Raw genomic sequence first — 22,020 nt, forward strand, 5'->3', positions numbered from 1 at the left:
GCATATCTTTCGTTACGACTAATTCAGCATCTTTTTGACGCTCTTCTCTGTTATCGTCTCTTTCCTAATGACGACTAATTAAGAAGGGATCGCAAACCTCGTCTGCGATTAATAAGATCGGGGCTTGTAATTAATAAAAAGTGGTAGAAGTTTATTCCCAAAACTTCCACCACTTTTTTGTTTTTATATCTGTGAGGGATTGATTTAATTAAGTATGCTGAGCAAACTTAATTAAATCAATCCTAGGTTCTATGCTAAACGTAGGAAAATAAGCTCATCGATTTAGTCAGGCGTTTGCAAGTTGTATATATTTCTTTTATCATGGTCTATTATAATGGGTAATGGGTTATTTAATCCGTAGAGGGAGGTGCTTTATGGATCAAAATTTAAAAAGGGTTCTTAATATTTATGGTGTTTTTTTATTAATATCTTGGATTTTAGTATTTATTATCAACCAAGAGACTTATACACGTTCGGAAACGGTTGAAGGAATAGGATTTATCTGCGTAGTATTAGCCATTTATTTTATTCTCGTTAATTTATATCACAAAAGTAAATTCGGTCAGAAGGTTGTAGTTTGGAGTCTGGGTATACTTTTTGTGATTAATTGTATCTGTTTTTTTATTGTTTATTGATAATTAAACATTTGTAAAAAACCTCCTAAGTAAACCACTAACGGGTTCACTTTTGAGGTGCAAAAAGATGATTAGCAATTTAAATATCATTTTATTTCTCACCTATGTCACATCATAAATCACATAATAATACACACTAAAAAGGAGCTTAATTCTAAGCTCCTTTCAGGCTGTCGACAAAGTCGACAGCCACTTTTTATAATTGCTAACTTATCTATATATGGCGATTTCACCAAATAGAAACTACCATATATGTAACTAAAAAAGGAACAAGGCCCCTTTTTCTCCAACTGGATTTTTGAAAAAGGGGTTTGTCTACACTCTGAAAGCAGCCATTAAGGCTGCTTCGTGGTTATTAATCAATCAATTTAATTACAGTTCCATATCCTGTAACCATAACATTTTTATCTTGATTAAAAAATTTAGTATCATAACGAAGATGGATAATCCCATTTCCTCCTATGTTTTCAGCGTATTCTATCAAGTTTAAATTAACTTTATCCAAAGCTTTTATAATCATGTCGTCTTTTTCCTTTGTAAACCTGATGAACCTTGTATCTTCTATAGGAGATGCAGCATAAGTATAGTAAACATTTAATATCTCATATTTTTCTTTAATATCTCCTGTTGAAATAATCATTTGATTTCCTCCCTTAAAGTCGTTTCACTCTACCGTTAAATGTATCTTTCCAATACCCACTTGTCATATCTTCAATTGCTACACCTTTACTCGTTTGAGCACCTATGAATTTTCCATCCCCTATATAAATGCCTACATGCCCATCATCTTTATAGGTATTGAAGAAAACAAGGTCTCCTGGTTTCGCTTCTTTTACCGATACGGTTTCACCAAGATTCTTTAATGTATCAGTAGTAGTTGATGTTAATGGCCCAAGATTTACACCAACTTGATCAAAAGCCCAATGTACAAAGCTTGAACAATCAAAGCGCCCTGCTGCAATATCACTTTGGTTTCTTCCACCACCAAAGACGTATTCAGAATTACCAATCCATTGACGCCCAATGTCAACTACTTCTACACCGCTTAAACCTTCTGTGCCATCTACAGCAACATATCCATCTACATATGAATCAGCAAAGCCTAAAACTTTCTCTACGTACCAATCAGCTCGGTTATAAGCGAATATGGCTTCTCTTAAATTACCATCAGCTGCGCCATTGGCAGCTAGATAGCTAGCTGCAGAGAAAATGGCATCCTCAATGTCGAATGGGTCAGCCTTTCCATCGTTATTCGCATCTACACCATACCCACCATACTTTTCTATCACTTTAGGATCTGATAAATCAGAATCTGATATATTCCCTGCGCCAAGCCCTGAACAAGTTGGATGCCCCCATCCAACCCATGTACAGGGCATAAATTGCATGTGACCAAGTGCGCCCACAGGCGAAATCATCGGTTCGATTGTTGAAAAATGCGTTTCTACTCGATGGTGCGCAGCCAACAAATTCCACGGTACGCCATAAGCTTCTTGTGCTGCTTGATAAACAGGTATAAATACGGAAGGAATTTCATTCTGACCTAACTCCGAAATATCACCGCCCCATAGCCCTCCTGTTTGCGTTTTTGTCTCTTGTTCTGCACTAGAAGCTAAAAGGAAAAAGACGGATACAGCTATACCAATAAACAATATAACAACAGCTGCAACCCCTAATATGATGGGCCAACCAATTTGTGATGCTGCGGCAGTTCCTGCTTTTTGTGCTGCCTTTTTAGCAACTTGTTGCCCTACTTTCTTTGCGGCTGCTTTCCCAGCTGTGGCAGCTGCGCTTTTTAGCGCCGAGCTGCCATCTGATTCATAATTGTCGTTTGGGTCATTAGCTTGAGACATTTACATTCACATCCTCTACAAGCCATTCACCGTTATTTTCTCTCAAACCAACAAGATACCAATCTTCTATTTTTTGAGTAGAACCATCAACGGATTTAGCTTCCCCTTTTACCATCACATTCCAACGGACAACAATGCTGCTAGCGTTAGAAACTTGTGTAATATCTATTTCATCCACCGTTAAATAAGTTCGTTCTAATGGCTCTCTACGAGGTTTTTTTTCGAATTTCTTATACAAAGCACCCGTCATAAACGGTTGCGCATTTTCTAAATACTCCATCGGCTTTTCAGCATTATAAGTGTGATATGCTTTTACAAATTTTATAGCGACATCTTTGGACCTTTCCATTTGTTCTTCGGAGAATTGCTCTGTTTGGTTGTATGTCTTAGTTGCTGTTGTTGATTCTTCGTCATTTTCTGTATCTTGAACGGCTGATGAAGGGCCAGAATCAGTGTTTTCCACTGATTCGACTACCTCTTCTGATTGCCCTGAATCTACTGCCATTTTGTTGAGAAAAAAATATGTGGTAAAGCCCACGACAAGGAAAATGGAAAGGGTAAATATAAACAGTTTCACACGATCTCTTTTACTGTGTTCAAAATCCCATCCAAACATTAGTTACCTCCTTCATTCTCTTGATTACCTTGTTTCTTTCTCCATTCAGCTACTTGTTCGGCTTCCCATTTAGTTAATGGTTTATCGTCATTCTTTGCTCGATTAATGATTGTCTGAATTGCTTCAGCTGTCATTTTACTAACTCGTCTTGCTCCGTTTGATGTTGTTTGTTGAGTACTTGCATTGTTCTCATTGGTGATGTGATTTCGATTAAATGTCTCATTGATATTTCTTTGCGTACTTTCATTATTTGTGATGTTTCGATTAACTGTTTCATTGAAGTTTTGATTTATCTGTTCGTTATTAGTGATTTGTCGATTAACAGTCTCACTAATATTTCTTTGTGTATTTTCGTTATTCATTAAATTACGATTGACCGTTTCGTTAGAAACGTTGCTTTCTTGTGTGATACGGTCACGATTCACTGTGTTTTGAATGTTCTTAACATCATTGTCATGAGTAGATTGATTTCGATTAATCACTTCTTGAGCGGTCTGTTTATCTGTGTCATTATGAAGTGTTCGACGTTCGGCAAGATTTGATTGCTGCTTCTCTTGAATGTTGTCTGTATGTTCGCGCATATTTTGATGATTGACATTACGCTCTGACTGTTGACGATCATTAATATCCATACCTTCGAGTGTAGAAGCTGTTTCTTTATCCGCAGGCTTTTCAGGATATCTATTCACTAATGGGATTGTATTGCCTGAACCCATACGGCGACGTCGTAAATCATCTATATTCGTTACATTATCATTACTCTTATCTTGGCTATTAGAATCAATCTGACGGTCCATAAGCTCTTCTTGATTAGTTGGGGCATTTGCTATGTCTGGTCGATTATGGAGTTGGTTTTTATACGTTTCTTTTCCTTCTTGAAACTCTTGATCACTACGGTTAGCAAGAGTCATACTTCTTCCTGCAGCTGAAATACGGTCTTTTGTTTCACCTAATGCCTTTTTACGTTCAGCTAATTGTTGTTCGTCTAGCTTACCAATATGGGGCTGTGGTTTAAGTCCTGTTTTGCGGTTCGCTAAAGGTAAAGGACTCTTCTCGCCGTTCATTAACTCTTTACCTCTACGTAAATTATTCTTGGCTTGATTAAAGCGATTTCTGTAATTGTTTAATGTTTGACCGGTACTACTTTGAATATTACTTGCAGCTGTTGATACCATTCCAAACAAGTCTTTTCGTTTTGCCCAAACACCTACAAAACAAATAATTTGTAATAACATCATACCTAGATAACCTAAATCAGAGCTTTCTGTAGCTCGGTAAAGAATTGCGGAGACTCCAAACAAGATAGTTAATAATAAAGCTATAGCAATCTTCATAATCTGCGCATGAACGAGTTTCATAATCCAATTAAGAGCTGTTTGTTTCCAACTCGGTATTAAAGCCATCAATAATGGAACTGGTGCAAATAAAGCTAAAACTAAAAAGATTAATTGATATAAAATGATTGTTCCTGAAATAAGAAGCAGAAAAACTCCGATGATGGTATTTGCGATGAAAAGTAACGGAACAAACGCAGCTCTTTGTTTGATACCTGAAGCTGACATCATTGTATTTTCATTTCTTTCTACTTCTGCTTTTACTAATTCTTCACGATCTTCAGGATTAAGAATAGGGTCAACCTCTAATATTTGATTTACTCGGTTACTATCAATTTGTGTAGTTCCATATTGCATAAGCAAATATGGCTTTTTCACCATTAAATCAAACATCTGATTTCTGATAGTAGCTAACCCCTCATCTTTGCTGTAACCCGATCCAGGATTAACAATACCTGCTGAAACCCCTAAAATGTTACTTTGTAATTCACTAGACCATTCATTAATACCACCTAAGAATTTCGCAGAATTAGCGAAGAACCCCATTGAAAAAACAAAGATAATTAAAGCTGAAATGATTCCACCCCATGCCCTACTACTTTCCCGTTTTATCATCCCTACATAGGCTGCCCATGCACCTACCATGCATATAATAAAGGTGATTAATAATGGCCAAAGTCCATTCCCCATAAATCCATTTGAATTAAATCCTGCGATACTAGAAATCGCTGCACCAATCTGATCAATCACACTTGAGACAAAATCAAGCGCAAATGCTTCTTGAACAATGACCATTGTAAAATTAGCTAATAGATTATTAAGCATCCATATCGCATTAACCATTTCCATTAAAGCGATATAAATTTGATTTCCTGCGCCATCCATCCAATTCCAAGGCATCCAGTCACCAGACGTATCAATATAAGTGTCAAGCTCGTAATGATGTTGTGGATGCTCATTATACTCGAGCTCTACCTCTCCTACTCTTTGTGTATCTCTATCTTGTGGAACAAGATTATCTTGTAAGCTCTCTGCGGCTACAGGTACTTGCATTGTCACAAACATTAAACAGATGACAGCCAATAGCTTCAAGATTTTTTTCACTGATTATGCAGCTCCTTTAATATTTTCGGTTCTATATCTGCAATATGTGTATCGAAATTACGAAGATCACTGTAAGATGTACGCTTCCAGCCATCATCCGTTTTGATGATTTCCATTCTTTCTGTAACCATTTTTTTATCTTCTGGATTTTCATAAATCATTTCATAAAAATATCGATTATCTGAAGCTTTCCATTCGGTTAACTTATAGTTTTCAGCTTCACTTTCGTTATCTCCCTTAATTTCTTTATCTAAGGCAATTGATTTTTCATCTAATAATTCAAGCATTTTATGCTGATTATTTTGTATTTCTGCATTTACCCACTGAATCGCTACATCTGAAGGTCCTTGACCGTTTACTTCTTCGTTACCGCATGCTGCGGTAACGAAGATTGTTGTTGTCAATCCTGCTGCAACTAACCATTTCTTCATACATAAACCTCCGTTTCTTCTTTTTCTGGTTGATTATTCTTTTCTTGTAAAACCTCATTTTCTTCTATTTCCTCCGAAACCCTTTCAGCAGGTGGTCTTGTATCGAATGCGTCGAATAAGTCATGGAATAAAGCATTAATGGAAACAACTCCTACACGACCAGAAATATCTTGAAATAGACATTGGCCATTCTGTAATTCACTCAATATAGATGCGTTATATTCAGTATTTTTTAAATTTAATAAGGAAAGCACATTTTCAATTTCTTTTGAGTCGGTACTTCTAAAAGCAAATTTCATACCGATGTTATTCTTCATTTTTTCATCTAACAAGTCATCCGCATTTTGTGTTACAAAGTAAATTCCAGCATTCATAGAACGCCCTGCACGTACAAGACGTGTAGCTAAGTGACTCCCTTGGCTTGTGTTTAAGATTGCCCAAGCTTCATCAAGTAACACCACTTTAAAGATACTACGATCAGAATGAATGAATTTTAATGCGAACGACGAAATTGGAAGCATCATTGCTATAGAAAGCATTTCAGATAAGTTATATTTTTCTGGAGGTGTGTCAGGTGATGGCAACTCTAAATTTTGTATTTGTAGAACGTTTAATGCTGTTTCTAAGCTAATAGATGATTGACCCTCTCCATCACCGAATAATAGCTGTGCAAAGGATAATTCACTAAAGGACTGAATATGTCCACCAAGTTCTCTTGCCACTTCGTCATCATCATTTAGCAAGGTTTGCATTACTTTTTTCAAACAAGGCTTTTCTCCTTCGGCAACCACACGCACAGCATGTGTTAATTTAGGAAATCGTTTAGAATCATCTAAACGTACACCTGTAAGGAACGTTAGGATATCTAGAGCAAGCGTTTCAGCTTCTTTGATATTATCGTGTATGGAAAACGGGTCGAGCCTTCCAGCATCCTCTGCTTTCGTAGAAAGCGAAATGATGTTGACATGGTCTCTTAAATCATAAAGCTTGTCGCCCCATTCATCTCTATCTCCCTTTGGGTCCACCACTAAAGCTTTTCCTCCTGATAATACCGATAAATACGTAATCAAGTTAGCACAAAAGGATTTTCCTCCACCTAGTGAGCCAAGAAATGCTGCTGATAAAGCATTTGTTTTCGTTCCTCTAATCCCTTGTGCAGCTCGGTTAGGCATAATATAAACAGGTTGGTCTAAGATACCTGTTGAACCGATAAAAAAACCTTCTCCATCGCCTAATTGTTTAGTAGCTCCAAACATCCCTCCTGCGACTGTCGCAGGCTCCATGAAATGAACATAATCGGTAACATACCTTTTAGCTGCTGGTAGAAACTCATTAAATGCAAGCCACTGATCACCATAAGGTTGCTCGATTTGAAACATCATATCTTGGTAATGGTCCTTCAACGTATCACAACGTCTTTTTAATTCATCTTCATCTGATGCAGATACAGCGAAAACAATAGATGTTTTAATTAATGGCATTCGTGATTTTTGTAAATGAGCTTCTAGCTCATGCGCTTCTTGCCTTCCTTCCAATACGTTCAACCCTGTATCATTACCTGTTTCTCTTGCGTGACGATCTTGGTCTTTTAATTCTTTCTGTTTGTTTCGTACAGCTGATAAAGCTTTACGATTATCCATCGTTTCTGTGCGAATACTGATTTCTACAGGGAAATCAAGGCTTTGAATGGCATATATCCATTCTTCATTCGGAAATTCTAATTCATAAGGTACACTTGAAACAGTTAGAAAAGCGACATGCCCTTCTCTTTCTTCACCTTCATGAATTTGCTTTAATAAAAGGCTGCGTTTAGGAGAATCATCGATTAACCCTTCGGTTAAACGTAGAATGTCATGATGCATCGGGCGGCGAACAGTTACATTCTCTTCCTCATATTCTTTATAATTCACTGTGTAAGCTGGACTCCAATTTTGTATAAGAGGCGCTTTCCCAATCCCTCGATAAAAGTTTCTTCTAATCAACCATTGAACTGTTAATTCATCCACTGGTTCAGCTCTCATACGTGAATGAACTTTATTATGAATACGTCGTTCCGATTTACGATTACGCAAAATTTCATCTTCGATAATTTCAGGTGTATCTAGACCTGATGCTTCATTCACACCGCTAATAAATTCTTTCCACGCTTCTTTTAAGTCCTGAAGAAAGGATTTTTTATTTTTTACATTGTCGGGTTTCGGCAATTTTACGCCAATGAAAAACAAATACTCTGTTCCTTCTTTGCCTAACATACTTTCCAATTGGATGGCTGCGTCATCCGTATGTTTAGCAGCAGCTTCTTTTAATGGACCTGTTAATGTTTTTTTGAATTTATTATGTTTCTCTTCTATCGATTGAAAATTCGGAACAACAAGCAAATGAGTATCTAAGTTAATTTGCCAAAAAAATGCTTTAATTTTGGTGAAAATAATGTCCTTCTCGTCAGTTGCAAGGAAATCGTAATTAAACCCTTCTAATTTATAATAAGCCCAACAACTGCCATCTTGAGAAAACACCAAATTGCCTTCAAAATATTTAACGGGAAATTCGATGTTCATTTACTTCACCATCCTTTTTTTGATAACTAAGCTTTCGATAACTAATAGAACTTTTATATTTATAAGGAGCCTTCACTTCTGAAACTTCCTTATATCGGTTTATACGGCGAGGGCTAAGGTAGTATTGTGCCGCCCGATAAAAGAATCGGTGCGGCGCTTTTCCATCTAACAGTTGTTTGGTAAAAAACCAGGAAAATAATCCCGGTAAAAAGATGTATTCAATCAAACCCAAATCAATTAAACTTAAAGGGGGGAATTTGTTTAGGAACCAAACCAAGGCAACTCCACCCGCAAAAAATCCTATCTGCCGATACGTCACAGGTATCGGCAGTGGGATGTCTTGCACCCCATAAAGTACCTTTTCCACTTTCCATACACTGTTATAGGTTCGTAGAATCTTTGGTCTCATATATTACCCTCCGAACACGGTTCTGAATAAGTTAGAACCAAGATTTGTAATTGTGTCTGGGTTAAATACAAATACTCCTACAACCATCGCGAATATAGCAAATCCAACGAACCTAGAAAACTCTCTTTTCACTAAGAAATAAATTGCTATAGCTCCGATAGCTACCAAAAACAAAGCACCAATTTGTGTTGAAAACCAACTTTGAATATTTTCTCCAAAATTCATAATCTATGAACCTCCTAATTATTGATTCTTTAATTCATTTACAAACCATCGATTATCTTTGACAATTTCCATTTCATACGGGTAAACAAGTTCTGCTTTAGAATGTTGATCGCTAAAAGCAACCGTGGCATGAACGATATATTCTCCTTCTTTTTCCCCTTCCTTCACGACAAGGTTTTTCACTTCTTTGAAAGTCATGATACCAGTCATAGATAAAACTGAATCATCATTATCTTTCAAATAATAAGTTAATTCTTCTTGTGTGCCTGTCGTATATACCTTGAAGAAAGTATATAAGAAGGTTTTTACTTCTTCCTGCAATTCAGAACTTAACACTTTATCTTCTTCGCTTATTTTAGTGTCTGCTGCAATGTCTGGCTTTTGAGGGGCAGCCACGAAATAAGGTATTTGATGCACTACATAAGATTGGCCATCTGTTTTCACTGGAACAACAAAGTATTTTTCGTGTGGTCCTGATGTTTCTTCTTTAGGTTGAGGTGGTTTCTTTTTATCCTTCTTAGCTTTTTCTACTGCCTTTTTGTCAGGTGGAATCACCTTTTTCAAGTTCTGATTGATTCGTAGTGTAATCAAAGCTTCATCTTTTTTCGTTTCTTCTACCTTCCATACTTGTGAAGAAGATAACGTGCTGCTCCATTCCATCCCTTCATAAGATAATCCTGCTTGCTGATCTAATCCTTCAGCTAAATATTTAGATAAGCGTTCCCCTCTTTTTTCTCTTGCTTCATCGGTGTTATCCCAAATGAAATATTGAGACGCAAAGTTTTGCGCAAAGGTTTGACCGCCCTCTTTAGCTGCTAGATTTATCACTTCCTCTTGTGCTTCTGTCGGAATCTCTTCTTTTGCTTCATTGGCTCCTGCATTTCCCACTCTGACTATAGCGATAATTGATAAGAACAACACAAGCCCAAACCCAGTCCAAAACACACCTTTAAGCATTTTTTTCCTGAATACCGTTTTCGGATATTCTCGCTTTTTCATAATACCCTCCTTTTTATTTCATCATTTCTTCCATGGCTTTCTTTCTACTATCTTTTTTCTTGGCTTCTTCTCCTAAAGCCCAAACAGCTATACAAAGGAAAAGAATTAATCCTAGAGTTGCCCAAATACCATATTCAGTATAAAAGCTTTTCAGCCAACCTAAGACATCATCTGCTGCTTCTGCGAAAGGTGGATATTGATCATAAGCAAATTGAAATAGAAAGTATCCAGCAATAATCATAAGTGCAAGAATGATGACTAATCCGACTAATCGCTTTAAAAAGCCCAATAGCATATCTTTAATGGTACTATCACCACTCGATGAAGAACCTCGCTTCACCTTGTACCCCAATCCAATCACCTCCTTTCAAGTGCAGCTTCAATTTTTGAATATTGATATTCAACTTTTTATTCTATACGTTTATATAGGCTATATAGTTTATCTTGGTCAGTAGAATGCGCAGCCTTCCATATGTCACCGTAAGGATTTTCTAAAACCTCATCATAAGTAGCAAACATCAAAGCACCGCCAATTTTTTCGATTTCTCTTGATTCTGCTTTTTTAGCATTTCTCATCAATTGATCTCTTTCGTTTTGGTTACTCGATACAAATAAAACACGAACAAGTTGTATATTATCACCAAAAACCACATCATCTTTATAAGCGCATTTTCTGACATATTCGTTATAGCGTCGCAACTTATTTATGGTGACATCAATCCTTTGACGACTTCTTTCCAATTCCACTAAGTATAAGATTTGAATAGATTGCTCATTGAGCGTTCGTTCTAAAACAAATGCACCATCGGGCCGAATTACAGTAGTTGCTGATTGCTTCACTTTACCTTCTTTGTCTTTTGAGGATTCCCCATAATTCCTGAAAGCTCGCCTTTCAGAGAAAAACTCTTTAAAAGCAAATACTTTATCTTTTTGTGAAGCATAAGCACCTTGAATATGAGACATCTGCAATGAATGATAAATATATGTTGGTGTACGATCAGTCCACCGTTTATCCCAATCAGATTCACCTAAAATTTCTTTCACTTCTTGCACACCCTTATTATCTAAGGTGTAAACTAAACGGTCATTTCCACGTGTTGACGCTTTAGCAACTGGAAAAGATTTAATATAACCCTCTCTTTGCAATGCGTTCATTTGCCGTGATATCCACGGTCTAGAATAAGCTGTCCCGTCAGGGTGAACATAGATGTATTTTTCTAAATACGGTACATCTACAAAAACCAAGTCATGCAATGATACAAATAATTGTTCTTCTATATCTCCGATTCTTTTTACCATTCCTCATTAACCCCCTAAACCAATAAATCCTCGATATTAACCGCTTTTTTATCATTTGACTCCCTCTTCTCCTGATTATCTTCTAGATTTGGTGTGTCCTCTTGATTTGTGTCATCAGCAATTAAACCATCATTTTCAGATTCATCTTTCTGCTCATCTTGTTCCATTAATTCTTCTGTTAAAGCATGTAATTCACCACTTATTTCATGAAATGCTTCATTTTCTTGGTCAGGAATTTCACCATCGCCAACCAACACATCTAATTCCATATATTCATCAACTGGTTCTACTTCCGATTCTTTCGTAACCACTGGAACAGCTAATTTTTCATACTCTAATGCCTCTTCAATCGTTCTTTGTTTAATACCAGGAATCGAAGATTGATAAAGTGCTTCTTGTGGTGCTTTCATCCGAATCAGAAAAGGTCTTGTTCGTTCATTTCCAACCTGCATACGCATATATGCATGATAAGGCTCAACTTGAAGGTAATCCGATTCTTTTAATGTTTCCGATGTCATCGATCTATTCACATATGCTGCGTCATCAGGCTCTCCTAAACGGAAAGAAACAAGCGTTCCAAAGTTTCTGAAAATCGCTGACGCAACTTCTCGTGGCAGCTGATCTTTAATCCCCTGCATACCTAAAATAATAGATGTTTTATACTTCCGAAGTTCCGAAGCAAAAGATTCGATAGCGTCAGTACTATGCTCCATAAGCGTTGGCGCCTCATCTACCATCACAAAATGATAAGGTAAACGGCTTCTTTCAGATGCTGGTGTATCTGCACGACTTTTTCCTGCCAATTCAGCAAACGTTAAACACATTGAGCCTATCAATTTCTTTTCATCACTGGTTAACTCTGATAAATCCAATAAATTGATTCGCCCTTCATCCATACTTTCTCGAAAGCGTAAACCATTTGTTTTTGCTCTCAACATTTTTCCTAATACACCTGATAAAGTAATTTTACGAAGCTTATTAAGAGTAGAATTTGTTTTTGCTTGAAGTTCCCTATCTTGCAACTGTTGTAAATTCGCAAAATAAAGGAACAAGTCATTTTCTATAGGGTCTGCTCGATCCAAACGTTCTAAAACAGAATCACGATAATCAGGGTCACTTAAAAGCCTCTGTAAATTCGGCAAGCTTGCTTCCCCTACTCGTTGTAAGACGATTCCTCCATTTAAGAAATTATCATCAATATTAGGACCCCAAAAATCCTTCCAAGTTCGTTTTAATACATCTGCTACCGTTTGTGCAATTTTATCCTCACTTGTAGCAAAATCAACATCATAAACATTAAAAGGAAGTTCCCCTTCTGAAAATTTGATGTATCTCACAAGATGCTGCTTTTCAGGCGGAATACGTGCTGCAATGTCCTGACATAAATCACCATGGGGATCAATAACCGTTCCACCTATAGATGTACCAACTCCATCCAATTTGATTAAATCTTCCACGAGATTATACATCGCTGTTGATTTACCCATACCAGACATTCCAAGAAATGCTGCATGATATCTAAGTGTAGCTAAATCAAACAATACACTAGTTTCATGCCCATGATATTGATGATCTCCTAGGGATATCGTCAAATTCGGGTCAAATGAAGGCTTCTTTAATTCCTTTGGCAATGGGGTAGCCCTCATTTTCAAACGATTCAACTTATTATTTTGCACTCGTTCGCTTGGCAATCTCATAATTGCGGCCATTTCTTCAGTGCCTAAAATAACTCGCTTTTTTTTTGTTTCAATGGAAAATAATCGATTTTGAAACTCCCATCGAAATAAAGGGCGAATCGTTCGAAACCACCACCATTCACGACCTTTTAACTGATTAAGCCTTCCGCTAGAGAAAGTACCTATAGAACCTTTAGCGCTTTTAATTAAAGATTTAACATCTTTTTGATCTCGACCAAACGCAACAACCTTTATGCCAATCCTAGATAAAACACGAGTTGATTTCCCCTCAATAGCTGACAAATATAACTCATTATCTTTTTCTAATGTTTCATCCGCTGCGCCTTGTTTATGAAATTGTTTAGTAATTCCTCTAAAACTTCTCTCAGTGCCATAAGCCGGCTGAACTAAAAATTGCATATGAATTTCTTGCTCATCTTCTAATCCATCTAAAAACTCAATTATTTCTGCTTGGGTATCTACAACTTCATTGTGGTATGTCTTGATGGGAACTGTCCAATGACTCTCGGTGAATAGCTTCGTTGCTGCATGAGGGCGTTTAAAATCTAATGGAGTAGGGTTAACTTCTGTAATTTCTACTTCTGGATGTTCTGCATAATATTTACTTTTAAATGCTCTTCCTACATGATCATCAGGAACCCAAACAAAAAATCTTATATCATCTTTTGTGGCAATAATTTCCCAACTAATCCATTCTTGCTTAATCAATCTTCTATACCATGGTCTATTTAGAAAACTCAACATTGTCGACCATGCTGTTTCATCTTTAAAATACAAAATCTTTGCATCCATCGTTGTCTTTAATTCATAAATTTTTCCACTTTTCGGAATCAAAAATGGCAATAAATGATACCTCAAATACTCCACCTCCCTAAAAACGCATTATCAACTAATATATTATTTTCTCAATTACACTTATTTACCAATTACAAAATTCTAACTTCTGATTACCTCTTTATCCTAACCGATCTATCCACCACACTCTCATAAAATACACTCTTTTCCCCTCTCTCTTGAACTTCATCTCTTGAACTACTTACTTACTCTCTTGAACTTAACTCTCTACCCACTTACCTCCCCCCACACTCACTCTCTCTTACTTACTTAACTTACTTAACTTACTTACTCTCTCTCACTTACTTACTATTCACCACTCCCCCCCTACCACTACATAACATTTGAAATCAGGTAAGTGGATTAAATATCTAAGGTCCTGCCAAATGATCACGGGTAAACGATTCACCTAGCCGTGATCATTTGGCAGGACCGGCCACGGCTCAACCACCCAAACCAATTAATTAATTACTTAAAGTGGTGATTAGTATTATTTAATATTTGATTATAGGATTAATTGCCTTAATCATAACACACTGGAAATTATATACAAGGGACCTTATTCCCAATATACACCAGTATTTTTCCTGTTTTTAGGTGGTCTATTTTTCCCAGAAGGCAATAGTAAAGAAGCTGGTTCCTCAAATAATTTTGAAGAGCCAGATAAAGAATTATTAGAAAGCAAAAACAAACCAGTAAACCCACCCACCACCTGATCTATAAATGTATTTGAATTGGACCCATTTCTTTTTTGTTCCCTTTTGCGTTGGAAAGGGATGACTTTTGTTTTCTTAATAAGGGTTAAAGTAGTTTCCGCAGCACGTCCTTTTCCTTCTATCTTCTTTGTAATTATTCCAATTTGAACAAGGTGTTCTATAATCTTTTTAAAAGTTGTATACGGGATGTTTTTTTTCTCATTTGATGACGACCTAACCTCTTCAGCAATCTTTCTTTGTGCAGCAGATACACTTCCTCCTTTGGCTTTTAAATAGTTAATGATATCTTCTTTCCATTCATCAAAATGGCTATATGTACGTTCTTCTCTTGGTTTTGCTTCCTCCCATGTTTGATAAGTAAATGGCATATCTGAAAGCAAGCGAATCCAATAAGATGACGGGCCATGCGGAGCATCTTTTTTAAATGCGCTTTTTACTTTTCTTTTAACATCTAATTGACGCATGGGTGGCTCATTTAAAGCATTCCATTCTTGCAAAAAACCTTCTGTTTCATTTTCACTGTATCCATTCGCTTTGTATGCCAAAGCAAGCGTATAGCAAGTGTTATCTCTTTGACCTTCTGATACGCCTTCTAAAAGCTTTTTGATTGCTGGATGTTGTAGTAATCCATCTACACCTACACAAGTTACTTTCCTTTCTTCTGCTTTTTCTTCTTGATAAATAGATAACCAGTCACATAGATTATCAAAACTAATACGACTATCAGTCTGATAAACAATGTTTGATTCGGTAGGCATACGAAACCATCGCTCTGCTCCCACAGCCTGTAAATCGCCATTTAAAGCTTCAGCAATACTCATTTGAATTCGTTTATAATGAGCTGTCACTTTTGGAAAAGCTCTTTTAGGGCTATTCAAATACCAATAAAGGTGAAAACCACCTGAAGGTGTTGAAACAACTAAAGAAGGCATGGGGAGTCCTGCATCATTTACAGAATCCAATACATCAGGGAGAAAAAGCCCGCCCTGGTTGTATCCATTTTTTGTATCTATATCAATAACCATAGCATTTAGCCATCGTAAAGAACCCTCATGACGTTGATCATTGCGGTAAAACGTATTAGGTGTGTAATATGTATACGCTTCTGTTGCACCAAATAAGGAGCGATATGTACGCACAGCTTTAGGCTTTTCGTAAAACGTATTACAAACATAAACCCAACCCAAATGACTGTTATAACCGTTTTGCTGCTTATCTATTTGTTTTTTTGGTAATTCTGTTAGTTGATCTCTATAAATCTCTCTTAATGCGTTCATTTCTTCTCCTTCTCCACACAAAAAGACCGCCACAAGCTGCCCTGTAGCGGTCCTAAACCTTTAACTTTGATAGAGAAAGATGCAGAATTTTGTTAGGTTTTACCGAACAAAAAACATTGCAATTATCCAAAATTTCATATATGATAAGTACATATATGAATAAGAACAATCATGATGTTGACAGCATCATGATTTACCTATCAAAGCTAGTTCGAGGTTGGTTGCCGTGGAGCTAGCTTATTTCTAAAAGAGCGGTGTTGACAGCACGGCTCTTTTAACTTGTTTTTTTATGTATTTATTATTGTATTTTTATTATAAAAAATCTCTTAGACTAGTAAATTTTAGAATTATCTATAACTATACATAAAACTTTTTTGTTTGTCTACTATTCTTCCGATCGGCGAAAAGAAGCCAATCGGTTTTTTTATGCACTATTTGTGCGCACAATATAATATATTATATGTATAAAAATATTATTTATTTGCGCATTTTGTGCGCATAAAATACATAAAATGTATTGCCATAGTATTAAAATAGATGTATACTATACTAAAGATAGCAAAATAAACCAATTAAGGAGTGTTTTTCTGATGACGATTTTAAAAGCTGGTGCAGATGCTGGAAACAACGGATTAAAACTTTGGGTTAAAGATACAGACCCTATAACAATTCCTACTGTTTTTTCTTATTACATGGGCGAAACAACTGAATTAATGGACATGGATGATATTGCAGCTAGTGACTTATTAGAAAATATTGATGTAACTATCAATTCTAAAGCTCTAACAAGGAATGGAGAAAGATATATAATAGGAGAAAAAGTTTTAAAAGATAACCTTACACCAAATGAATTAGAAAAAAAGTCCGATAAATCTAAAGATGAAATTCCTGTTATTGTGACACTTTCTGGGCTCGCCATCGATGCAATCAAAAAGAATTACGGGCAAGATAATATTGAAGTTTCTTATGATCTATCTGTTGCCTTACCAGTAAATACTATTACACAAGAAAGTGCCAAAAATAACGCTACTCGTTTTATGGGTACACACGAAATTATCTTCCATCATCCATCAGGAAGGAATGTTTATGTCACTTTAAAAATCGAATACTGCAAATGCTTACCTGAAGGCGCAGCTGCAGCTTGGGGTGTAGTCTTTGATGAAAACGGAAAAGTTACAGAAAGAAAAATAGAAATTGGCGATAAAATTATGAAAGTAGATTTCACCAATAAAACCCTCTTGCATTTTGATATTGGTGCTGGCACAACTGAAATCGTTGTGACAGAAGGCGTTAAATATAACCCTAAACTTTCAGAAGGATTGAATTTCGGGGTTAAATCTACTATTAATGAAATTATCAAGCGTTGGAATCGTAATAATCCTAGAAAATCCATTGATAGCATGGCAGAATTTAACGAAATCTACTTTGACCCTGAACATCCTCGTCATAATGATCTAGTTGCAGAATCCAAAACAGGGTTGTTACAACTATCAACACAAATTAGCAGCTCGATTATAAATAAGATTGACGATTTAAAGGATGACCCTTTTGTGTTTATCTATGGCGGTGGAGCAGCAATACTTAAACCTTACTTGCAGCCAATTCTTAAATCCAAAGATCGTATGACTAACGTTACATTCTTAAAAGACCCTATGTTTGTAAATGCGCGCGGCTTACTCGTATATACATGCTCACCAAGGTACGAACAACAGAAAGAAAGAGAATTAGGTGTAACTGCAAGTGGCACGCACTCGAAATAAAGTATACAAGCAAGGAGATAGGATAAACATTTATTTAAGCCGCGATATTACACCTGAATTTGTAGAATGGATTAACAAACAATCCGACCTATCTAACTTCTTCTTATATGCAGCTCAACAACTTTACAACCAAACAGGCTTTGTAGATGTTGCAGAAGTAATGCCAAGAAAGATTAATTTTGATCTTTCATCAACTAATGGAAAGCAACCTATATATCAACCAGAAACACAAAAAGAGGAACAACCAGAAAAAGAAGTAATTACAAAAGAGACAGCAAAAACAATAGAACCAAGAGAAAAAGAAGAGAGCTCTAACTCTGCATGGTCGAGTCTCGATGATTTCGACGACCCTTTTGCTTAATTTTACAGTTAGATAATAACCTAAAATAAAGGAGATAAAATGGGGACTTTAGAAATCTATAAAAATGATGAAGGTATTGTTATAGAGCAAATTAATGAACTAAACAATAATATCAAAAGAATTTTTGAAACGAAGCAAGAAATGCTTAAACACCTAGATTCGCTCAAACAAACAAAAGAACTGGATGCCTTTGAATTAAAAGTATCGGAAGAATTTTGGGCTGATGTAATTAATCGATTAAATAAATAAGCGTCATATTTTAGAAACTAAAGCACAAGACCACCTTAAGGTGGTTTTTTGTTTTAACACGTGCTGCCATTGGCCAGAAAAAGGAGCTTTCTTTCCAGCTCCTTTTTTATTCCTCGTAATTTTATTTTCTGCTACGATCACCCTCATTGTGCTACTCCTTTATTACTCATTTTTCTTATAGCTGATTTAATTCCTGTTATCGCTTCAAATAATAAATAAGGGGCAATTAACCAGCCAATTATAAGGGCAAGAAAAAACTTAAACCCCTTTCGTATTGCTAAAAAAAATAAATCGAAGAATATATCAGAACGCACTCGATATATTTCACGAATAATGATCTGCGTATCTGTCGGTCTATTTTTATAACGGTTAATCATTGACCAACCAGCTGGAACAGCACAAATGAAATAAACAGATAGTAGGTCGAATGACTGGGAGAAAGGATTCAAAACAAGATATAAAAATAACCCTATCAACAATGGGAAAAGACTATTCATTGGATGCATACAGTTCCCTCCCTTCTAATCCTATACTCAAGCATTTTCTTGTACCGATGATTCTTTAATTTTCATCTTCTTTTCGTTAGATTGATTTATACGGCCCAGATAAATATAAATGAATTTTTCAGTCACCTTACTAGGGAAGTAACCTATACGCTCCTTAATAATATTTTCAATCACCCATACTTTTCGAGTTGCTTCTTCATAATCACTATAAGAAGCAGCGTTATATTCCTGCATTTCATTCCCTTGTTCGGTTGCCCTATGGACGTTTATACGTAAATTATATACATCGGAACGGTGTTTTCTGGCATAGCGCAATAAGAATAACAATTCAATAGTTTCTTTCTGCATAAGGGACTTAGTATCCTGGAAGATTTCTACCTCTGCCGGAATAAAATCTAAGGTCCTTGCCATACGCTTTCCATTCTTTGATATTTGATAATCCTTTAATTCCATTTCACAAAAAGGACAGTATTTAGAACTTAATTCAGTGGCACAATAAGCACAAGTTAGCATTTTTTTACCTCCATAAAGGGGAGAGAACACCTCTCCCTTAGTCTCTTTCTTCCAACTCTTCATTGCATTCCATACATTTTAGGGATACATCGGGCTTAGTAGAACGAACAATTAAATCACAACCAGGACAAACCCATTTATAAGATTTTTTCCTCTCTTTCTCTTGGCCATCTTCTTCTTGATTAGTGTCATCGTTACTAAGATGTAATTGCATTCCCCTTCGAGCGATTGAAAAAGCGCTTTTATCAATATCAAGAGAGGATATTTTCTGCTTTGTTTCCTCTGTTAACTTAGGGTTATACCACCCATATTTCTTATCTGGCTTATCCTTCTCAAAGTAAAACCCTCGTTTTTCTGCTTCGGCTTTAAACTTTTTATTATGGTAGTTTCCACCTCGACTGCAATCCTGAATATCATGAGTGATATTGTACAGGTGCACCATTTCGTGAAGTAATGTATCCATGGTTTCAAAAAAATCTAAATCCAAAAATTCCGCAGCTATATTTATTTCATACAGTTTGATTTTTCCGTCACGATCACCCCAAACCTCTTTTGTTGTACACCAGCCCATAGATTTGCGTTTACCACTGGTTTGAATCGTAATGGCGAGTTTGGGCAATTCATCATTGAAGAACGTTATATTTAATAAATCAAACGCATTATGTAATTCGTCAGTAGCCACTTTTATGCTGGACATTTAAGTGAGCCCTCCTTGTTTGAATATTAATATTCAATTATCTTAACTATATTATAACATAAAATTCTGACAATTGGTATTGTTTTGATGCTTATTATGTGCTAAAATAGCACTAAGGAGATACAGAAAAGGAAGGTGATTTGTAGTATGCTTTTCAGCAAAAAGAAAAAAATAGTTTCATTAGAAAAGCAGAATGAACGTTTATTAAATGAAATTAAAAATTTAGAGGAAAATGAAATTGCGTTAAAAAATGACATAGAACAGTTAAAAGAAAAAGTAAATAATCTTTTATGGGAACAGGCACATCAAGAGGGGTTATTTGACGAACCAGAAGAGCCAGATTATAGTGAAGCTTGCAGTTGCGGTGGTACATTCACACCCATGTACGGTGAACATCCTAATTGGATAAAATTTTGTTCCACTTGTGATAGCAGATTCGAGAATTATGATGTTTCTCCTATTAAAGAACCTGTTTGAAATAGATATTAAAAAGGAGTTTTACTTATGAAGAGATTACCCATCAACATGCCAGATGCGCTTAAAGAGGACTTTGAAAAGATGTCAGAGGAGGTAGGGTTATCACAAAATCAATTAGCCGTAATGGCGTTGCATAGTCTTGTAGCAAACTACGAATCAAAAGGATCTTTTATCTTCGCAGATTTATTAAACCCTGAACACAGAGGAAATCACAAATAGAATAAGAATAACCAAAATTGTCAATCATTTAGATTAGAAGCTAATATATGGCGTCTGTCAACGGTAAGCGGACCGTAGGGAGCATTAAGGAGTTGATAGACTCACTACACCCAAACCCTCTTGCTGTGTCAAAAGGCAACACCTTTTGACCTGCCTACCGGCGAGGGAGCCCCTCAAGGATTGAGGGGTTGGGGAGTTCGACTTAACGGGGTCTGGGGAAAAGTTCCCCAGTGGGTTTGGGAAAAGACCTTTTTTAAAAAATCCATTTTTCCTAGATTTGGGCTATTGACTATATCAATGAAATCATGTTACACTTAGTTGTTGGGTCTACCCGATAAAAATATAGAAAAAATTACCAACCGATAGAGGCAAAAAAAATAAGCCTTTGTTCGGCTTTTTTGCTGTTCGTTTTCCAGGGTACGTTAATCCCTGTTCATATAGAGTGTTATTGACAACGGCTCTACAACTGGTTTTGTTAGCTGTGTCAAAATATTAACTGAAAGGCAGTTGTTGCACTTTGCAGTATTCATTGTCTCCTGTTTCCTCTGTAAAAATGGTTAGAAAGGAGGAAACAAAATGAAAAAATTTATTTGTTTTTTATCTCAAAGTTGGTTATTTTCATCAGCTTGGGAGTCTTTCGGTGCTTGCCTTATCGCTATAGCAATTCTCATTCTTGCCGGAATGTATGCTATTTACAAGGCTTCTATAGCTATTTACAAGGCTTCCAAAGCCATTTGCCGATGGCTGAAAAAAGCAGAAAAAGCGATGGATATTTACATCGAAAAAAATAAGTCTGCTTAAATTTTTTCTCCCTCGTTCCTTGCCGGGTTCGGGGGGGGGATTTACTTAACAAAAACTGTGTAATTTAATGTTATCTTATTTCCCTTAGTTTTTCAAGCATTTTCAATGCATTTTCTTAAACGCAGATTTTAACCTTTTAAAATATTATATGCAATACTTTTTTAAAATCCCCTATTAATTCAAGTATGAACGGTTTTTTTAGTAACTATTCAATCGGTGGATGAATTTCTAAAAAATGTTTTAGGGTTTTATGTTTTAGGGTTTTATGTTTTAGGGTTTTATGTTTTGAGGTTTTACGATTTTCGGCTCATGGGATGCGACCTGAAAGGTAAAGGAGACAGGAACTTACGGAATGTAGGCGTAGCCGTACAGACCGTTGTTATCGGATTCTTTAGTATCACAGTGACACGTACAGAATGTTGATTTATGGCTATCTACACGCTCTTTCGT

The 22,020-nt window shown here is 36.2% G+C and carries 23 protein-coding genes; 7 read left to right on the plus strand and 16 right to left on the minus strand.

What is annotated here, in order from left to right:
* Positions 1–374: 374 nt before the first annotated feature.
* Positions 375–635, plus strand: coding sequence for a hypothetical protein (locus MKX78_RS24270; protein ID WP_341052967.1), 261 nt, complete (start codon positions 375–377; stop codon positions 633–635).
* Between the two features lie 355 nt (positions 636–990).
* Here the strand turns inward: MKX78_RS24270 and MKX78_RS24275 are convergent, their stop codons facing one another.
* The 13 genes from MKX78_RS24275 to MKX78_RS24335 all read right to left on the minus strand — a co-directional run bounded on the left by MKX78_RS24275 (position 991) and on the right by MKX78_RS24335 (position 15,987).
* The gene (locus MKX78_RS24275; RefSeq protein WP_341052970.1) at positions 991–1,275 is read right to left on the minus strand and encodes a heavy metal-binding domain-containing protein; all 285 of its coding nucleotides are present in this window, start codon (positions 1,273–1,275) and stop codon (positions 991–993) included.
* A gap of 13 nt (positions 1,276–1,288) precedes the next feature.
* A complete protein-coding gene (locus MKX78_RS24280; RefSeq protein ID WP_341052974.1) occupies positions 1,289–2,488 on the minus strand; it encodes a C40 family peptidase in 1,200 nt (399 codons plus the stop codon).
* Positions 2,475–3,104 carry a hypothetical protein gene (locus MKX78_RS24285; RefSeq protein WP_341052976.1) on the minus strand — a complete coding sequence of 210 codons (630 nt, stop codon included), beginning with the start codon at positions 3,102–3,104 and terminating at the stop codon, positions 2,475–2,477. The genes MKX78_RS24280 and MKX78_RS24285 overlap by 14 nt, the downstream gene beginning before the upstream one ends.
* Positions 3,104–5,542 (minus strand): CD3337/EF1877 family mobilome membrane protein, encoded by a 2,439-nt coding sequence (locus MKX78_RS24290; protein ID WP_341052978.1) that lies wholly within the window; start codon positions 5,540–5,542, stop codon positions 3,104–3,106. Before MKX78_RS24290 ends, MKX78_RS24285 begins: the two co-directional genes overlap by 1 nt.
* Positions 5,539–5,973 carry a hypothetical protein gene (locus MKX78_RS24295; protein WP_340978753.1) on the minus strand — a complete coding sequence of 145 codons (435 nt, stop codon included), beginning with the start codon at positions 5,971–5,973 and terminating at the stop codon, positions 5,539–5,541. The genes MKX78_RS24290 and MKX78_RS24295 overlap by 4 nt, the downstream gene beginning before the upstream one ends.
* Positions 5,970–8,531 (minus strand): ATP-binding protein, encoded by a 2,562-nt coding sequence (locus MKX78_RS24300; protein WP_341052980.1) that lies wholly within the window; start codon positions 8,529–8,531, stop codon positions 5,970–5,972. The genes MKX78_RS24295 and MKX78_RS24300 overlap by 4 nt, the downstream gene beginning before the upstream one ends.
* Entirely contained in the window at positions 8,509–8,940 is a 432-nt protein-coding gene (locus tag MKX78_RS24305) for a TcpE family conjugal transfer membrane protein (RefSeq protein WP_341052982.1), read from the minus strand. Before MKX78_RS24305 ends, MKX78_RS24300 begins: the two co-directional genes overlap by 23 nt.
* Positions 8,941–8,943: 3 nt before the next feature.
* Positions 8,944–9,165, minus strand: coding sequence for a hypothetical protein (locus tag MKX78_RS24310; protein WP_289432525.1), 222 nt, complete (start codon positions 9,163–9,165; stop codon positions 8,944–8,946).
* 18 nt (positions 9,166–9,183) lie between these two features.
* On the minus strand, positions 9,184–10,164 hold the full coding sequence (locus tag MKX78_RS24315; protein ID WP_341052984.1) for a conjugal transfer protein: 981 nt from the start codon (positions 10,162–10,164) through the stop codon (positions 9,184–9,186).
* Positions 10,165–10,177: 13 nt separating this feature from the next.
* Positions 10,178–10,516, minus strand: a complete 339-nt coding sequence (locus MKX78_RS24320; RefSeq protein ID WP_289432527.1) for a hypothetical protein — start codon at positions 10,514–10,516, stop codon at positions 10,178–10,180.
* Positions 10,517–10,572: 56 nt separating this feature from the next.
* On the minus strand, positions 10,573–11,463 hold the full coding sequence (locus MKX78_RS24325; protein ID WP_341052987.1) for a replication-relaxation family protein: 891 nt from the start codon (positions 11,461–11,463) through the stop codon (positions 10,573–10,575).
* Between the two features lie 14 nt (positions 11,464–11,477).
* The gene (locus MKX78_RS24330; RefSeq protein ID WP_341052989.1) at positions 11,478–14,018 is read right to left on the minus strand and encodes an ATP-binding protein; all 2,541 of its coding nucleotides are present in this window, start codon (positions 14,016–14,018) and stop codon (positions 11,478–11,480) included.
* 535 nt (positions 14,019–14,553) lie between these two features.
* A complete protein-coding gene (locus tag MKX78_RS24335; RefSeq protein WP_341052991.1) occupies positions 14,554–15,987 on the minus strand; it encodes a primase C-terminal domain-containing protein in 1,434 nt (477 codons plus the stop codon).
* A 587-nt stretch (positions 15,988–16,574) separates the two neighbouring features.
* Here MKX78_RS24335 and MKX78_RS24340 point away from each other — a divergent pair.
* From MKX78_RS24340 to MKX78_RS24350, 3 genes are read left to right on the plus strand one after another with little or no spacing between them, the layout of a single operon-like run.
* Positions 16,575–17,747 (plus strand): ParM/StbA family protein, encoded by a 1,173-nt coding sequence (locus MKX78_RS24340; RefSeq protein WP_341053033.1) that lies wholly within the window; start codon positions 16,575–16,577, stop codon positions 17,745–17,747.
* Positions 17,728–18,108: a hypothetical protein gene (locus MKX78_RS24345; RefSeq protein ID WP_341052993.1), complete on the plus strand. Its 381-nt coding sequence runs from the start codon at positions 17,728–17,730 to the stop codon at positions 18,106–18,108. Before MKX78_RS24340 ends, MKX78_RS24345 begins: the two co-directional genes overlap by 20 nt.
* 39 nt (positions 18,109–18,147) lie before the next feature.
* The gene (locus MKX78_RS24350; protein WP_341052994.1) at positions 18,148–18,357 is read left to right on the plus strand and encodes a hypothetical protein; all 210 of its coding nucleotides are present in this window, start codon (positions 18,148–18,150) and stop codon (positions 18,355–18,357) included.
* A gap of 143 nt (positions 18,358–18,500) precedes the next feature.
* Here MKX78_RS24350 and MKX78_RS24355 read toward each other — a convergent pair whose 3' ends face one another.
* From MKX78_RS24355 to MKX78_RS24365, 3 genes are read right to left on the minus strand one after another with little or no spacing between them, the layout of a single operon-like run.
* Entirely contained in the window at positions 18,501–18,863 is a 363-nt protein-coding gene (locus MKX78_RS24355; protein WP_341052996.1) for a hypothetical protein, read from the minus strand.
* A gap of 27 nt (positions 18,864–18,890) precedes the next feature.
* Positions 18,891–19,439 carry a hypothetical protein gene (locus tag MKX78_RS24360; RefSeq protein ID WP_341052997.1) on the minus strand — a complete coding sequence of 183 codons (549 nt, stop codon included), beginning with the start codon at positions 19,437–19,439 and terminating at the stop codon, positions 18,891–18,893.
* The gene (locus tag MKX78_RS24365) at positions 19,414–20,073 is read right to left on the minus strand and encodes a SprT-like domain-containing protein (RefSeq protein WP_341052999.1); all 660 of its coding nucleotides are present in this window, start codon (positions 20,071–20,073) and stop codon (positions 19,414–19,416) included. Before MKX78_RS24365 ends, MKX78_RS24360 begins: the two co-directional genes overlap by 26 nt.
* A gap of 147 nt (positions 20,074–20,220) precedes the next feature.
* Here MKX78_RS24365 and MKX78_RS24370 point away from each other — a divergent pair, with 147 nt between their 5' ends.
* From MKX78_RS24370 to MKX78_RS24380, 3 genes are all read left to right on the plus strand, one after another.
* Entirely contained in the window at positions 20,221–20,550 is a 330-nt protein-coding gene (locus MKX78_RS24370) for a hypothetical protein (protein ID WP_341053001.1), read from the plus strand.
* A gap of 27 nt (positions 20,551–20,577) precedes the next feature.
* Positions 20,578–20,769 carry a hypothetical protein gene (locus MKX78_RS24375; RefSeq protein ID WP_341053004.1) on the plus strand — a complete coding sequence of 64 codons (192 nt, stop codon included), beginning with the start codon at positions 20,578–20,580 and terminating at the stop codon, positions 20,767–20,769.
* Positions 20,770–21,345: 576 nt separating this feature from the next.
* A complete protein-coding gene (locus MKX78_RS24380; protein ID WP_341053007.1) occupies positions 21,346–21,570 on the plus strand; it encodes a hypothetical protein in 225 nt (74 codons plus the stop codon).
* Positions 21,571–22,020: the final 450 nt, after the last annotated feature.

The organism is Cytobacillus sp. FSL R5-0569 (genome assembly GCF_038007265.1).
In the GTDB taxonomy this organism is placed as follows: domain Bacteria; phylum Bacillota; class Bacilli; order Bacillales; family Cytobacillaceae; genus Cytobacillus; species Cytobacillus kochii.